Source organism: Salininema proteolyticum, from assembly GCF_042685645.1.
GTDB classification, from domain to species: domain Bacteria; phylum Actinomycetota; class Actinomycetes; order Mycobacteriales; family Micromonosporaceae; genus Salininema; species Salininema proteolyticum.
Genome location: NZ_JBHUNX010000001.1, coordinates 4,977,954 through 4,993,046 on the forward strand (window position 1 = coordinate 4,977,954; position 15,093 = coordinate 4,993,046).

Genomic DNA, 15,093 nt, shown 5'->3' on the forward strand with positions numbered 1-15,093 from the left:
CCACAGGCCCGGACGGGGCGACCCGTCCGGGCCTTTCGCGTCTGCACGCTGCACTTCCTTTGTGGCTCAAAGTATGCAAACATGACCTATGACCTCCCGTGAGCCCACCTCAGATTCGGAGCCGGGCCTCGGCCCACGCCGGCTCGACGCCCAGCGACTCGGGTACCTGCCGCAGCGGTCGGTCAAGTGGCTGGCCCCCGGCACCCTCGCCGACACGGCCCTGCGGCTCCTCGGCGCGCAGTCCTTCGGCGCCTATCTGGACAAGAGGGAGCTGCTCTCCTTCTATCCGCAAGGGGTTTTCGACTACTCCGAGCGCTCCGAGATCGGACTGGACTACGTGGCCGACCTCGGCGACGGCTTCAACGCCACCTACTCGATCGCCCATCTGCTGGCGCAGCCCAAGCTCCATCTATCCAATTCCGGCGAGCCCCTGCCCGGGGGCGAGGTCCTCGTCATGGGCGGCGACGAGGTCTATCCGGCCGCGAATTGGCGGGAATACGACAACCGCACCCGGGGCCCGTACACGACGGCGAATCCGGCCGAGAACCGCGACCTCTTCGCCGTGCCGGGCAACCACGACTGGTTCGACGGGCTGACGGCCTTCAGCCGGCTGTTCCTGCAGCGGCGCCACTTCGGGCGGTGGATCACCCGCCAGACGCGCTCGTACTTCACGCTCAAACTCCCGCACCGCTGGTGGCTCATGGCGATCGACGGCGGCTTCGACTCGCGCCTCGACCCGCCCCAGCTGGCCTACTTCCGCAAGTGCGCCGCCGGGATCCAGCCGGGCGACCACGTCATCCTGTGCGTCCCGCAGCCGGCGTGGGTGTGGACGGAGGACGACAGGCAGGCGTTCGACCGGATCGACTTCTTCATCGACGAGATCATCCGCCCGCGCCGCGCCCGCGTCCCGCTCATCCTGACCGGCGACCGCCACCACTACGCCCGCTACCAGGAAGACCTGCCGCGCGACCGCGGCCGCCCGCGCCACCTCATCACGGCCGGCGGAGGCGGCGGCTACCTGTCGCCGACGCACAACCTCCCGGTCCACATCACCGCGCCGCCGCCGTCGTCCATAGGGCACACGGGGTCGCTGCCGCGCGACTACACGCTCAAGTCCGCCTACCCGACGATGCGGCGCTCCTGGCGCTACGGCTTCGGGATCTTCGGCCGCCTGCCATGGCGCAACAAGAGTTTCGTCCTCTTCATCGGCGTGGTGCAGCTCTTGGCCGTCGTGGCGGTGCTGCAGGGGGTGGGCACGACGGTCACCTGCGCGGCGGTGCTGATCTCAGTGGGCATTGCCTTCGCCCATTCGACGGGGCCGCGCAAGGTCAAGCACTATGTCCTGGGGGTCCTCCACGGGGCCGCCCAGACGGCGCTGGCGGTGGCGGGAGCGTCGGTGCTGGAGGGTTTCCCGGTGGGCGGCGCCTGGCCGTATGTCGGCTACATTCCCGTGGGCGGCCTGGCCGCGACGTGGCTGGTGGGGTTCTACCTGCTCGTGGCGAACCGCTTCGGCGTCAACGCCAACGAGCTCTTCGCCGGCCTCTCGGTGATCGACTCGAAATGCTTCCTTCGCCTGAAGCTCAACGAGAACGGCCTGACGGTGCATCCGATCGGCGTGGACCGGTCGGCCCGCAAGTGGAAGTGGAACGTCCCGACCAGCAGCTCGCCGTCCCGCCTCCTGCCGGCCCAGCCGATCCGCGCGCGCCACATTGAGGAACCGGTCACGATCCCGCATCCGCGTCCGTCCTCGAAATAGTGTCCGCGCCCGCCACTAGCAGTAATGACGCTCGGTCGTCGCGAGACCTGTCCGCGTTCGGCCCGGGCGGTTCTAGTACGGTAAGAGGCAACAACGCGACGCGGAATGGTCGTGCACATCTCAAGAGGAGCTAAACGTGACCTCCGATTCTCAAGCTACTCCCGGTCAGGAGAACGGTCCGGAAGGCGTTCCGGCTCAGTCCGGAGACGCCCCGAGCGGTGCCGCCCCCGAAGGCACCCCCGCCGAGGGCGCCGCCTCCACCACCCCTGCCGAATCCTCCCCCGCCGAGTCCTCCTCTGAAGGCGCGGTGCCCTCCCCCGAGGCGGCCCCCGCCGACGAGACGGTCTCCAGCGAGGCCGAAGAGATCGGCACGGTGAAGCTGACCGGAGAGATGCCCCGGATCACCGACGACACGGTTCCTCCCGCCCCGGCCGAGAGCCAGTCGGCCCCTGCCGAGCAGGCCTCCGCGCCCGCCGAGCAGGCCGTTGAGAGGGAAGCCGCCCCCGCCGAACAGGCCCCCGCGCCGGCCGAGCAGCCTGCCGCGTCCGAGCCCGCCGAGCAGGCTCCTGCGCCCGAGGCCGCCTCCACCGAGCAGCCCCCAGCGCCCGAGGCCGCCCCCGCCGAGACGACTTCCGCTCCCGAGTCCGCCCCCGCCGAGACGGCCCCGGCCGCCGCAGAGGCGACGTCCTCTCCGGAGGCGGCCGCTGCCGAGAGCGCTCCCGCACAGACCACCCCGGCCCCCGTGCCGTCGGCCGAGACCTCGTCGCCGAGCGAGTCGCCGGCCGAGGCGGGCGACACGCAGGTGCTGCGTCCGACCGCGGGCTCGGCCCCGCCGGCCCCCGCCGCGCCCTCCCCGCCCGAGGTCGGCGGCAGCGGCTGGCCGGTCGCTCCGTCCGTGGGCGGCCCTTCGCCGGCCCAACAGGAGTCCGCACCCGCCCCCGAGGCGGCCCCGTCGGCGCCCCAGAGCCCGGCCCCGTCGCCGCAGGCCGCGCCGAGCTCGCCGCCCGCGCCGCGTCCCGACGACACCCACCGTCTTCCTCCCGTCTCCGCCCAGTCGGCGGGGGCGCCGCAGGGCTTCCAGCCGCCGAGCGACGGAACGATTCCGCCGATCCCGATGGCGCCCAACGGCATGAACCAACCGCAGCAGCCTCAGCAGCAGCAGTGGCAGCAGCCCGGCATGCCCCCGGCTCCGCAGGGCCCGCCCGCTCCGCCGCAAGGTCAGCCCGCCCAGCCGCAGGGACAGCCCGTGGGCCAGCCCGCGCAGCAGGTCCAGCAGCAGGCTCCGCCCGTTCCCGCCCAGCCGCAGCCCGCCGCCGCTCCGCCGGCGCCGAGCCAGCCGCAGGCGCAGCAGCAGCCGTCGCCGCAGCAGCCTCCCCAGGGGCAGCCGCAGGGGCAGCCCTCGGCTCCGCAGCCGGAGGCCCAGCAGCCTCCGCAACCGCAGCAGCCCCAGGGCGACCCGAACCAGCCGCCGATGCCGCCCGCCGGCGCGGTGCCTCCGGCCGGCGTCCAGGGCGCCCCGGCGGCCCCCGCCCCGAAGAGGCGCAAGGGCTGGATCCTCCCGGTGGCCATCGTCGCGGGTCTGCTCGTGCTCGCCCTGGTGGCCCTCGGCCTCTACTTCATGCTCCGCCCGACCCCGTTCGAGGTCGGCGGCTGCGCCACCCAGCGCGAGGACAACAGCGCCGTCCCGATCTCCTGCGAAGAGGCCGGCGAGAACGACTTCACCATTGAGAAGCAGGTCGACGAGGCCACCGAGTGCGGGGAGAACGCCGCCACGCTGAGCTCGGGAGACGACGTCTTCTGCATCAAGGAGCTGGGCGCCGAGGACGGGGAGACGCAGAACCCCTGAGACGTGAACAGTCCTCTGGCCACTGTTGCCGGAGCTGTATACAATGAGCCTTAGCCGGGACCGCCCGGCTAAGGCTCATCGCCTTTCCACAGGACCGTCGAACCAGACGCACACACCACCGGGCCGCCGGAACGGCCCGACCGCCATCGGGCGGTGACCTCGGGAGGGGATCCATGGACCGTGACCGCATGCGCGCCTCGGAGTCCGATCGGCAGGGCGTGCTCGAGCAGCTGCGCACGGCCGCTCAGGACGGCCGGCTCGACCTGACGGAGTACCAGGAGCGCATGGAGGCCGCCATGCAGGCCAGGACCTACTCGGAGCTGGACCTCCTCGTGGTCGACCTGCAGCGCCTGGCGCCTCCCGGACAGCCTCAGGTGCAGGCGCAGCGGTACTTCCCCGACCAGCGCGACAGCGACGGGTCCGCCGCCCGCTCCAGCCGGTGGCGTACGGTGGGCGTCAGCACCCTGATCGCCGTCGGCGTCGCACTGGGCCTCATCCTCATCTTCCCCGACATCCTCGTGTACATAGTGGTGGGAGCCCTGGTCATCCTGGTGCTCTTCATCATCGCCGCCGTCCTCGGACTGTTCTAGGCCGCCGGGGGACCGCTCCCCGCGGGCCCTCCCCTTTGTCCCGTCCTGCCTGTACAGTTGAGCCATGGACCTCAACGCCGACCTCGCCGAGGGCTTCGGAAGATGGGCGCTCACCGATGACGACGCCCTTCTCGAGACGGTCACGAGCGCCAATGTGGCCTGCGGTTTCCACGCCGGCGATCCCCTGACGCTGCAACGGGTCTGCCGGTCGGCCGCCGAGCGCGGCGTGGCCGTGGGCGCCCAGGTCTCCTATCGCGACCTCGCCGGCTTCGGCCGTTACGAGATGGACATCCCCGCCGAACCGCTCCGCGCCGACCTCGTCTACCAGATCGGCGCCCTCCAGGCCTTCGCCCGCATGGCGGGAGAGCCGGTCCGCTACCTCAAACCCCATGGGGCGCTCTACCACCGCGCCGCCCGCGACGAAGTCCAGGCCGAGGCGGTCGTGGCCGCCTGCCGCGACACCGGCATCGAGACGCTCGTGTGCGCTCCCGGGTCAGTGCTGGCCCAGGCGGCCTCCGAGTACCTGCGCGTGGTCCCCGAGGTCTTCGCCGACCGCGCCTACCAGTCCGACGGGCGGCTGGTCCCGCGCACGCGGCCCGGGGCGGTGCTCGGGCCCGACGAGGCCGTGGCCCAGGCGTTGAGCCTCGCTCGCGGCGAGGTACGCACCGTCGACGGCGAAACTCTGGCCGTCGCCGGGGAGACCCTGTGCGTCCACGGAGACACCCCGGGCGCGGCCGCCACCGCGCGGCGCATCCGAACCGAACTGGAACAACACGACATAGCTGTGGAGCCGTTCTCATGACCACCGTACGTCCGGCGGGGCCCCACGGGCTCCTCGTCGAATGCGCCGACACCGCGTCGGCCACCGCCCTCTTCCGCCACGTCCAGCGTCGCAGGGCCGTGGGCGATCTCGATGTGCGCGACGTGATCCCGGGGGCCGAGACCGTCCTGCTGGACGGGGTCGCCGACCGCGACGCCGTGGCGCGCCTGGCGTACTCGTGGGCGCCCTCGCCCGAGGAGTACCCGGAGGACCGCGAGGTGACCGTCGAGGTCCGCTACGACGGTCCGGACCTCGACCAGGTCGCCGAGGAACTGTCGATGTCGGTCGACGCGCTCAAGGCGCTGCACATGTCCAGCACGTTCACCGCCGCGTTCTCCGGTTTCATGCCCGGCTTCGCCTACATGGAGGGGTTCCCCCGCCCGGTGCGACGGCATTCCGAGGCCCGCACCGAGGTTCCCGCCGGCGCGGTCGGCCTGGCGGCGGACTACTGCGGGATCTATCCCCGGTCCACGCCCGGCGGGTGGAAGCTGATCGCGACGATGGTCGATCCGGAGCGGCTCTGGGACGAGCGGCACGAGCCGGCGGCACTGATCTACCCGGGGACACGGGTTCGATTCGAGGAGGTCCAGTGAGCTTCATCGAGGTGCTTCGCGAAGGGGCCCTGACGACCTGCCAGGACGGCGGCAGGCCCGGGTACGCGCATCTGGGGGTTCCGGCCTCCGGGGCGGCGGACCGGGCGTCGTGGAAGCTGGCGAACCAGTTGGCGGGCAACGCCACCGATCTGTGCGTGCTGGAGACGACCCTCAACGGGTGCACCGTGAGGACCGACCGGACCGTCGCCGCCGTGGTGGGCGGGGCTCCCTGCCCCGTGACCGTGAATCGGCAGCCGCAGCCCTGGGGGCAGCCGTTGACGCTGCATCCGGGCGACGTCCTGGACGTCGGCGTGCCGGAGCGCGGGGTGCGGAGCTACGTGGCCTTCTCCGGCGGGCTGTTCCCCAGGAAGACGTCGCTGGGGTCGCACTCGACCTGCCTGCTCTCCGGCCTCGGGCCCTCGCCGCTGCGGAGCGGGGAGAAGGTCCCGCTGGGCCCCAACCCTTTCCGGCTGCCGTTGCCGACCCAGTGGCCGGCTCCGTGGCCAGGTATCGACGAGGACCTGGTGATGAGGCTGTACCTCGGGCCGAGGCACGACTGGTTGACGCCGGAGGCGATGGAACTGCTGCACCACGGGAGCTGGAGAGTGAGCGAACACTCCAACAGGATCGGGCTGCGCCTCGACGGGCCCGCCGTGGAGACGGCGGAGAAGGGTGAGCTCCCCAGCGAGGGCGTGGTGACCGGGGCGCTGCAGATACCGCCGAGCGGACAGCCGGTGGTCTTCGGCGCCGACCATCCGACCACGGGCGGCTATCCGATCGTGGGAGTCGTCGACGACAGGGGAATCGCCGCCGCCGCGCAGGCTAAGCCGGGGACGAAGGTCAGATTCTCGGTGATCGACGTGCCCCAGTGGGCGGAGAGAGGCTGACGGCCGACTGGACCGGCCGTGAAGGCATGGGCCCCCACTGACGCTCGCGCTGATCGCGGCCGTGGCCAGATGAACTCGACCACCGACGGTACTGTACGTCGCCGTGGCCGCATGCGCTCGACCATCGACCGCACTTCCACGGCTGCGGCGAAATGCGTTCAACGGCCGATGCCGCAATACCGCCGACTCCCGCGATCACCCCGCCGGCAGGGCGAACTCGAACCCCCTGTGCCGTTCTCCGCGTCCCATTCCTTACCTCTGAAACAGAGGGATGCAACTCCGGTTCTCCAGGGGCCGCAGGGATGGAAACCCTGCTAGACGCCCGCAACACGTCCGCATGACCCCGCGCGTGTTGCCGTTGACTTTCACCGAACCTTCGGGCGACACTGAGAAACGCTGGACCGACCCGACGTCGGTCCAGGATCGATCATGGAGTCCCGATTCCGTCTTCGATAGCGGCCCGCCAGCTTGCAGCTGCTAACTCATTCTGGCGAGCCGCCTCCCACAACCATCCCCGAAGGGAGTTGATTGCACTAACGATCCTAGTGCACTTCCAGGCCTGATTCCAGCCTGAAACCCGTTTCCCGCGACGCTTCAGTCCGTCGTGTCTACCCAGCGCTGTCTCCAGCGCTTCCCGAGCACAAGACCTCAGACTCCCCTGCCCTGAGAACGCAGGGAGAAAGGGCGCAGCACCATGCCCACGATCTTGACGAGACTCCCCTTGGGCGACAGGACCGTCGCCATCGTCCGGCGGAGCACCGAACACCTCCTCTGGATCGTCATAGACTCCGAACTCGCCGGAATAGTCCACCGCAACGGCCGGATACGCCTCTGCGACGGCTGGACCATTCCGGACGACGACCTCGAACGCATCCGCCTCGAAGCGCTGGCCGCCGCGGCCGGGGAGAACGAACGCGTCCGGCTCCTTGAACGCCAGGGAGGCCGCGCATGACGTCCGACCTCATCGCCGTCACCGCCGTCGCCCTGTTGTTCATCGCCTGCACGGCGGTCGTATCCGCCGCACCGTTCTGGCCGGGGACAGCCGCCACCGCGAACACGGCGCCCGCGAGCGCACCGTGCCAGCCGCGCATGCGGCCCAGGCGACGGCGAAAACCGCGACCCGGCAATGAATGGACCCTGCCCGTCCGCATGGACGGCCCCCGGCTGGGCGCGGTCGACTACTGCGCCAGGACCTTCGACGTTCGCTCGGCGGGCCCCTCCACCGCCGCCGTCATAGCCGCCGAGCCCGGAGGCCGGCGCACCCACATGGCCACCCTGGGTTGGGACGCCAAGGGCGCCGGCGAAGTCCGATGGGCCGACACGTCGGCCCGCCACGCGCTGATCACCAACGGCACCCGTCATCAGCACTGGCTCGAACAGCGCTTTCGGGCCGTCGTAGAACACGTCGTCCACAACAGGCCCCTGCCGCAACGCTTCACCGACGAAATGAACGGGAGGACCTATGCCGATCGTTTACATGCCGTCCGGGACCACCGACGTCGGCACCATCGCGCACGCCGGACGGGAGCTGACGGGCCGTCTCGACGAGGATGCGGCCGTTCTGTACCTGTTCCTGCCCAGTCGGCTCGACTGCCCGCTGGAGGAGCGTCCGCCGGCCGTCATGGCGCACTGCCGCCGCTGGCCCTGGCCGACCATGACCGCCTACTCCGATGAGCTGCACCGCCAATCCCGGTCGATACCCGACTGGAAGGTCGAGCTGCTCGACAAGATCGCGCTCGCCGTGAAACCCTTCGTGGCTCCGGACGACTGACCGACCGTTGTTCCGTCCGGTGGCGCCGGGCCGACGTGCCGGCGCCACCGGACGCGAAGGCGGTCTGCCCGGCGGGCATCCGCCTTGCGGATGTCGAACAGCGGCGCGGCTAGAAGAGATCGTGAGATCAGGAAGGGAAGCCCCGGCACTGCTGAAGCGTGTATGTCATATTACTGTTCTCCTTGTCGCGTATGTGTAGACTATGTCGATGAGCGACAGTAATATCCCCCCTGCTCCAGTTCCCCCGAACGGCGATTCCGGACCGATCCTGGTGACGATAGGCGATATCGCCGTCTCGGACTCCGAGATCATCACTCCCGCCGGGACGATCCGAACCAAGGGCGCCGTCTGGACCGTCACGGACTTCAGCCGGACCACCAGCAAGATCCCAACCCACGCGATAGTCCTGGCGATCATCTTCGCCCTGTTCTGCCTGATCGGTCTGCTCTTCCTGCTCATGAAGGAAGAGGAGACCACCGGGCACGTCCAGGTCACCGTCCATGGCGACGGCAAGACGTACCAGACATCACTGCCGGTCAACCACGCCGGAGCCGCCTACCAGATCAATCAGCAGGTTCAGTACGCACGCAACCTTTCCGCCATGTGATCGGCGTTCGCCCCAGATGATGGATCGCCTCAGGCCCGGAACTCCCGCGGAGTTCCGGGCGGCTCCGCGCGCGGCGGTCGTCAGCCTCTGATCAGCTTCGTCCAGGTGCTCCGGCCGACGATCCCATCGACTTCGCCGATGGCCTTCTGTGCGATTCGCACCGACCCTGTCGGTACCGGGGCCGAAGGCCCCGTCGATATCGCGTGTGAAGGCATTCCTCATTGTTCGCCGAAACCAGACTCGCGACTACCTGGACGTCGCGGCTCTGAGCGACCGCTACGGTGTGGACGAGTCCGCCGAGATCCTCAGAAAGATCGACCAGTACTACGCCGATCAACAGGTGAACGACGAAGGGGTCCGGTCCCAGCTTGAGAGACAGCTGGCTGAGCCCAGGCCGGCAGACTTCCAGGTGACACGACAACTCGACCAGTACCGGAACCTTGCAGACAGATGGACGCGTTGGGACGATGTGGTTGAGGCCTGTCGGCAGTTGGCCGACACTATGGCAAGGAGGGAATAAGAATGGCACTTCGCTTTCGCAACCTCACCATCACGCCTGACGCGCCTGTGGAGACCTGGCCGACCGAAGCCGTCCAAACTGCTCTCGAACGGGGAGGGGCCAGGGAGTGGCAACGCGTTATCGCTGTAATCGACTGTGACCCGTGGGGCCCGACTGCCCGACAGGTCGAACATGTCCTGACTTACAGCCGCCCGTACGGTGTTGCCCCGCTGATGGAGAGAGCCATCCAGACCGCTCGAACGGCCTGAGAGGAGTGGGAACGTCGAGTCGTCGCCGATGAGATCCGCTTTGCCATCCGCTCCTCAGGTCTGTCGCAGGCCGAATTCGCGGAGAGGATAGGGACATCGGCATCGCGCCTGTCCACATACATCTCTGGGAAGGTCATGCCCTCGGCCGCGCTGATGGTTCGGATTCGTCGGGTGGTAGCGGCATAGCAGCGCGCCGACGCGAGGGTTTTGATGTTGTCATTGAGGGCTGATGTGAATGGATCACTTTGTCTGCGATGGCAGGGGAGTGCGCTAGACGAATGGGAAAGTGTCCCTACAAGCACATGACCACCGGACCGACCGCCTTGGCAAGAGAGGCCCCGGGACGGTCCGTGGAAAATCCCGGGCCGCCGTACGGGCTCGGGGGAGCGGCTGAGCCGTTCGAGATAGAGGGCGGTTTTCCAGTCGGTGGCCGCTACTTCCCTTCGCTGTTCAGCTTCGCCAGGTACTCGTTGTACCGCTCGTGCGGGTCGTCCTCCGGGTGTCCGCTCTCGGCGGCCCGGTCGGCCATGCGGTCGAGCTTGCGGCCCTCCCGCTCGTCGCTCTTCGACCACTGCGCGATGAGGAAGCCGATCACGATCACGCTCGGGATCTCCCCGAATCCCCAGGCGATGCCGCCGCCGGTCTGCTGGTCGTTCAGCCGGTCGGCAAGCCACGGCACCTCCAGCCCGTTGTACCAGTTCTCGGCGATCACCGTGGTGCCCATCATGAGCGTGATCCCGAAGATGGCGTGGAAGATCAGCGAGACGAAGTACAGCAGCGTCTTGGCGGGGTAGGACAGCTGGCGCGGCTTGGGGTCCGGCCCGATGACCACCCAGAAGAACAGACAGCCGGCCAGCAGGAAGTGCGCCGACATGGCCAGGTGCCCGAAGTGGGATCCCATGGCCCACTCGAAGATCCCCGAGAAGTACATGACGTAGAGGCTGGACACGTATACGGCCAGCGCCACCAGCGGCTGGGAGAGGATCCGCGAGAACCGCGAGTGGACGACCGCCAGCAGCCACTCGCGCGGCCCTCCGCGCTTGTCCACCGGCAGCGCCCGCAGGGCCAGCGTGACGGGGGCGGCCAGCACCAGCAGGATCGGGGCCAGCATGTTCAGCATCATGTGCTGCACCATGTGCGCGCTGAACATGACCAGGCCGTACTTGCCCATCCCGGTCGAGGTGGCGAGCACGACGACGCTCCACCCGGCGATCCACAGCGCGGTCCGCGACCAGGGCCAGGTCTGGCCCTTCTTCCTCAGACGCCGCACGCCGGCGATGTAGAGGCCGGTCAGCAGGACGGCGGCGGTGCAGAAGAGGATCGACGGGTACCAGAGCTTGAGCACATTGGCGACGGAGAACTCCGGCGGCACCGGGAAGCCCAGCGACGCGACCGACGGGTCCGCGTACTCGGTCGCGGGCGGGGGAGTGGTCGCCAGGGCGGCGGCCAGGCCGACCACGGCGCCGAAGATCACCAGCTCGACCGAGGCCAGCCGGACGAACGCCGCCCGGTTCGGGAGCTTGGGCAGGGTGTGCCGGCGGTGCAGCCAGCCGACGACGCCGAGCGCGGCCAGAACCCCCAGCTTCGCGAGCGCGACATAGCCGTACGCCGTCGTCCACAGGGAGGTCAGGCTGGAGGTGTTCGCGAAGAACGTCACCAGGCCGCCGAAGGCCACGAAGGCGAAGCAGTAGGCGGCGGCCGTGGAATAGCGCCGCGCGGCCGTGGTGATGTCATTGCGGGCGATGAGCAGGGCGATCAGCCCGCCCGTCCACACCGCGGAGGCCAGGATGTGGAGGATGAGGCCGTCCAGGGCGATCTGGTGGTTGCCGTTCGCCGCCGAGTGGCCGGTGAACACCGGCGGGAGGATCGAGACGACGGCGAACCCGGCCGCCCAGAACACTCCGCCGACGGTCAGAGCTCGGGCGGCGATGATCGCGGTGGCGGCCGCCAGGAGGGCCGTCCAGCCCAGGGACTGGCCCTCGGAGGAGTCCGTCAGGTAGGAGATCGCGCCGTTCAGCGTGACCTCGTCGAAGCCGATGGTGAAGGTGTAGGCGTAGCCGATGACGACGCGGGCGAGGGCCGTGACCGCCCATCCGGCGGCGAGCCAGGCCGCGGCGTGCGACCACTTCCACGCCTGCGGAGTGAGCCGGCGCCGGTCCTTCTCGTTGCCGGGCATGAACACGGCGGCGGCGATGAGGATGCCGACCGTGGCGAGGGAGAACGCGTCGTAGACGTACTTGCTCATGGTGTACGACTGCAGGACGGCCGCGTCGGCGCTCTGCAGTCCGGCCAGCTCGACCACGCGCGTGGCGCCGGTCAGGTCGGCGACCCAGGCGGTCGCCACAGCGCCGACGAGTGCGGCCATTATCACTGTCAGCCAGAGCGTGTGCTGCGGGGGCCGTCCGGAGGCCGGCGGTAGAGTGACCCGCTGGGTCTCCTCGGTGGTCGTCATGCCCCTCATCCTCGCGCAATGGTGCGGCTCACCTCGCACGGGGGGAACGGGTATGGTGGGCCGTCACGACGTTCCTTCGAGTGAATCGGCGCCTCCCGAGAGCCGCCGCGACGCGTCGGAGCGGGCTGTGGCCGGGGCGCTCGCCGCAGGGTTGGGGGGACCGGCTGTCGCCATCGACCTATATGGTTGTCGTATACGTAATGACGATGACTCCGCAAGCGCTCGCCGAAGGCGGCACGCGATCAGGGAGGAGTGCGCCTTGGAGCAGACGAGGCAGGGCCGCGGGACGTCCGCGGCGGTCGTGGGGAGGCCAGAGGGTCCCCGGGCCTTCCCGGTTAGGCGAAGTGATAAATGAGTTTGATTGAGCAGCGCGGCGACTTCATCAACATGTTGTTGAACGATTCGAACCTCGGACACCTCCGTTTCACGATGGAGGGGACCGATGACCCCGGACACGTCCTCAACCTGTTGAGCCTGCGGAACTTCGCCGCGGGCGAGGAGCCCTACGCCGTCGTCAAGAACCTGCAGGGGGTCGAGAACGACTCGGACCTCATCCCGGACGGCGGACACCTGCTGCGTTCCGTCGTCGGCCAGGTCTCGGTGCAGCTGATCCAGGGCTCGGAGTGGACGCTCAGGACGATGCGGTGGAAGGACGGGTCGAGCCAGGTGCTCATCACGGCCTCCACCGAGGACCTCCTGCGCGAGCTCACCGAGTTCACCGCCGGGGTCGGCGTGGTCGAAGAGCCCGCCGCCGACGCCGTCGACATGGGCTTCTGGTACCGCTCGGCCCGCGGGCCCTACCGGTCGAACCGGACGATCACGGCCCCGTCGTGGGACGAGATCCAGGGCAACTACTCGCAGTCCTCCGGTGATTCGCTGGCGCAGCTGATGAAGGTGCGCTCCTCCGACATCACCGGTCGGCTCGTGCTCCTGCACGGCCCGCCCGGCACCGGCAAGACGACGGCCCTGCGGGCGCTCGCCCGCGAGTGGTCGGAGTGGTGCCAGGTGGACACCGTGCTCGACCCCGAGGCGTTCTTCACCGACCCGTCCTACCTCATGGACGTCGTCGTGGGCGCCGACCAGGAGCTTCCCTTCGCCCCGGCGGAGGAGCAGCAGCCGCGCAAGTGGCGTCTGATGATCATCGAGGACTGCGACGAGCTGATCCGCGGCGAGGCGAAGGAGTCGGCGGGCCAGGCCCTGTCGCGCCTGTTGAACCTGACTGACGGACTGCTGGGCCAGGGCCGGGAGATCCTCGTGGCGATCACCACCAACGAGCGTCTGGACCGCCTGCACCCGGCCGTGGTGCGCCCGGGCCGGTGCCTCTCGCAGATCGAGGTCGGGGAGCTGTCGCGCTCGGAGGCCTCGGAATGGCTGGACGGGGAGACGGTGCCGCGTCCGATGACGCTTGCCGAGCTCTACGCCCGCAAGGCGGGCAACCACCCGGGGCAGGAGTCCCCCATCCCCCATCAGCAGATAGGCCAGTACCTCTAGCGACTGGACATAGTGAAAGCGGCCGGGGAATCGTTCCCCGGCCGCTTTCGCGCTTCTCGGGGCCGTTCGACGCGACGGCCCAGACTCGTTCGGGTCGCGGCGGGTTTGTGCGCCTCGCCGCCTGCGAACCCTTTGTCGTCAGTTCTCTTGGGGTTTCCACCCTCGTCGGCGTCCGTTGGGGATGACCTTCACCATCGCCCATCCGACGGCGAGGAACAGGACGACTCCGATCATGGAGCCGTAGACGATCGGGCGCTTGTCAGCCCACTCATCGGACACGGTCGGCAGCTGGTCGACCGGGGGCTTCTCTTCGAGGACCATGCTGGTCTCCCCGTTCTCGCGGTCTTCGTCGAAGCCGGAGGTGGTGACCTCGGCGGTCAGGGCGCGCACCATGTTGACAGCGCCGTTGCCCTGGAAAGCGTTGTGGCCGCAGCCGGAACAGTCCTCATAGCCGCCAGGTGCCGGGGTCGCGGTGGCCTTGACGCGGTCGTGGACCCACTGGGACCAGTCGGCGTTTCCGGTCCCGATCTCGCTGCCGTACTTTCCGGTGATGAGCGAGACCAGTCCTGCCACGATCGGAGCGGCGAAGGAGGTTCCCTTCACTTTCTTGTAACCGTTCCCCTTCGGGGTGGGGACCCAAATCTGGTCGCCAGGGGCCATGACGTCGACCCTGGAACCGAAATTTGAGCCAGTCCACCAGCCTCTTTCGTTGTAAGCGGTCACGGCGAGCGCCTTCTCATACTGGGCGGGATAGACGGTGGCCTCTTCTCCCTCCATCTCGTCCATGGGGAGGGTGTTGTTTCCCACCGCCGCGACGACGATCACGCCCTCGTCCCAGGCGCGTTCGATCGCCCGCTCCAGCGAGGCGTGCGGCAGTGTGGTGAGGGAGATGTTTATGACGTCCATGTCCTCGTTGATCGCGGTGTTGATCATCGCGGCGAGAGTCTTGGAGATCTCGGTGTCCGCCCCCTCGTAGTTCTCGGGGTACATGCGCATCGGGTAGATCAGGACCTCCGGAGCGATCCCGATGTACGAACTCTCGGGGTCGTGGCCGCCGGCGATGAGCCCGGCGATCTCGGAACCGTGGCCGACGGCGTCGCAGCGGCCCTTCTTTTTCGGGTCCCAAGGGTCCAGGCCGTCGCGGATCCGGTCCTTGTAGGTGGGGTGCTCGTCGTTGGCGCCGGAGTCGATCACGGCGACCTTGACGGGGTCACCGTCGGCCTTCGTCCCCCGGTTCTGGGCGTGGACGGCCTCCATGTCCGTATTACTCAAGTGCCACGGCACTTCGGAGAGCGGTTCACCGGTGATCTCCGAAGGGGCGCAGACCGATTCGAAACTTTCGGGCCATTCGGTGCCGAAGTCCACGGTGTCGGGGTTCAGCTTCTGAGCTTGGGCGGGGGCGGCGGAGCCGAGGACGACGGCGGCGGTGACGGCCGTTGCCACCACTGCCTTCGCCAGCCTCCCCGGTCGCGGCCGAGTGTAGGAGGAAGCGCTGCGCATGCTTCTCAGTGT

14 protein-coding genes are annotated in these 15,093 nt (G+C 68.9%); 12 read left to right on the forward strand and 2 right to left on the reverse strand.

Features of this window, described 5'->3' with window-relative positions; all coding sequences use genetic code 11:
* The first annotated feature begins 88 nt into the window (after window positions 1-88).
* From ACFTE1_RS23265 to ACFTE1_RS23315, 11 genes are all read left to right on the forward strand, one after another.
* Window positions 89-1,756, forward strand: coding sequence for a metallophosphoesterase (locus ACFTE1_RS23265; protein WP_380618901.1), 1,668 nt, complete (start codon window positions 89-91; stop codon window positions 1,754-1,756).
* 136 nt (window positions 1,757-1,892) lie between these two features.
* Window positions 1,893-3,602: a hypothetical protein gene (locus tag ACFTE1_RS23270; protein ID WP_380618899.1), complete on the forward strand. Its 1,710-nt coding sequence runs from the start codon at window positions 1,893-1,895 to the stop codon at window positions 3,600-3,602.
* A gap of 173 nt (window positions 3,603-3,775) precedes the next feature.
* Window positions 3,776-4,192: a DUF1707 SHOCT-like domain-containing protein gene (locus ACFTE1_RS23275; RefSeq protein ID WP_380618897.1), complete on the forward strand. Its 417-nt coding sequence runs from the start codon at window positions 3,776-3,778 to the stop codon at window positions 4,190-4,192.
* A 64-nt stretch (window positions 4,193-4,256) separates the two neighbouring features.
* The gene (locus tag ACFTE1_RS23280; protein WP_380618895.1) at window positions 4,257-4,994 is read left to right on the forward strand and encodes a LamB/YcsF family protein; all 738 of its coding nucleotides are present in this window, start codon (window positions 4,257-4,259) and stop codon (window positions 4,992-4,994) included.
* Window positions 4,991-5,605: a 5-oxoprolinase subunit B family protein gene (locus ACFTE1_RS23285; RefSeq protein WP_380618893.1), complete on the forward strand. Its 615-nt coding sequence runs from the start codon at window positions 4,991-4,993 to the stop codon at window positions 5,603-5,605. The genes ACFTE1_RS23280 and ACFTE1_RS23285 overlap by 4 nt, the downstream gene beginning before the upstream one ends.
* On the forward strand, window positions 5,602-6,492 hold the full coding sequence (locus ACFTE1_RS23290; protein WP_380618891.1) for a 5-oxoprolinase subunit C family protein: 891 nt from the start codon (window positions 5,602-5,604) through the stop codon (window positions 6,490-6,492). The genes ACFTE1_RS23285 and ACFTE1_RS23290 overlap by 4 nt, the downstream gene beginning before the upstream one ends.
* 694 nt (window positions 6,493-7,186) lie before the next feature.
* Window positions 7,187-7,444 (forward strand): hypothetical protein, encoded by a 258-nt coding sequence (locus ACFTE1_RS23295; protein ID WP_380618889.1) that lies wholly within the window; start codon window positions 7,187-7,189, stop codon window positions 7,442-7,444.
* Window positions 7,445-7,954: 510 nt separating this feature from the next.
* Window positions 7,955-8,263 (forward strand): hypothetical protein, encoded by a 309-nt coding sequence (locus tag ACFTE1_RS23300; protein ID WP_380618887.1) that lies wholly within the window; start codon window positions 7,955-7,957, stop codon window positions 8,261-8,263.
* A 208-nt stretch (window positions 8,264-8,471) separates the two neighbouring features.
* Window positions 8,472-8,870: a hypothetical protein gene (locus ACFTE1_RS23305; protein WP_380618885.1), complete on the forward strand. Its 399-nt coding sequence runs from the start codon at window positions 8,472-8,474 to the stop codon at window positions 8,868-8,870.
* A gap of 205 nt (window positions 8,871-9,075) precedes the next feature.
* Window positions 9,076-9,390: a hypothetical protein gene (locus ACFTE1_RS23310; RefSeq protein ID WP_380618883.1), complete on the forward strand. Its 315-nt coding sequence runs from the start codon at window positions 9,076-9,078 to the stop codon at window positions 9,388-9,390.
* A gap of 308 nt (window positions 9,391-9,698) precedes the next feature.
* A complete protein-coding gene (locus ACFTE1_RS23315) occupies window positions 9,699-9,824 on the forward strand; it encodes a helix-turn-helix domain-containing protein (protein WP_380762954.1) in 126 nt (41 codons plus the stop codon).
* Window positions 9,825-10,071: 247 nt separating this feature from the next.
* Here ACFTE1_RS23315 and ACFTE1_RS23320 read toward each other — a convergent pair whose 3' ends face one another.
* Entirely contained in the window at window positions 10,072-12,090 is a 2,019-nt protein-coding gene (locus ACFTE1_RS23320) for a cytochrome c oxidase assembly protein (RefSeq protein ID WP_380618881.1), read from the reverse strand.
* A gap of 351 nt (window positions 12,091-12,441) precedes the next feature.
* Between ACFTE1_RS23320 and ACFTE1_RS23325 the strand changes: the two genes are divergently transcribed.
* Entirely contained in the window at window positions 12,442-13,581 is a 1,140-nt protein-coding gene (locus ACFTE1_RS23325; protein ID WP_380618879.1) for a DUF5925 domain-containing protein, read from the forward strand.
* 138 nt (window positions 13,582-13,719) lie between these two features.
* Here ACFTE1_RS23325 and ACFTE1_RS23330 read toward each other — a convergent pair whose 3' ends face one another.
* Window positions 13,720-15,081, reverse strand: coding sequence for a S8 family peptidase (locus ACFTE1_RS23330; RefSeq protein ID WP_380618877.1), 1,362 nt, complete (start codon window positions 15,079-15,081; stop codon window positions 13,720-13,722).
* Between the last annotated feature and the right edge of the window lie 12 nt (window positions 15,082-15,093).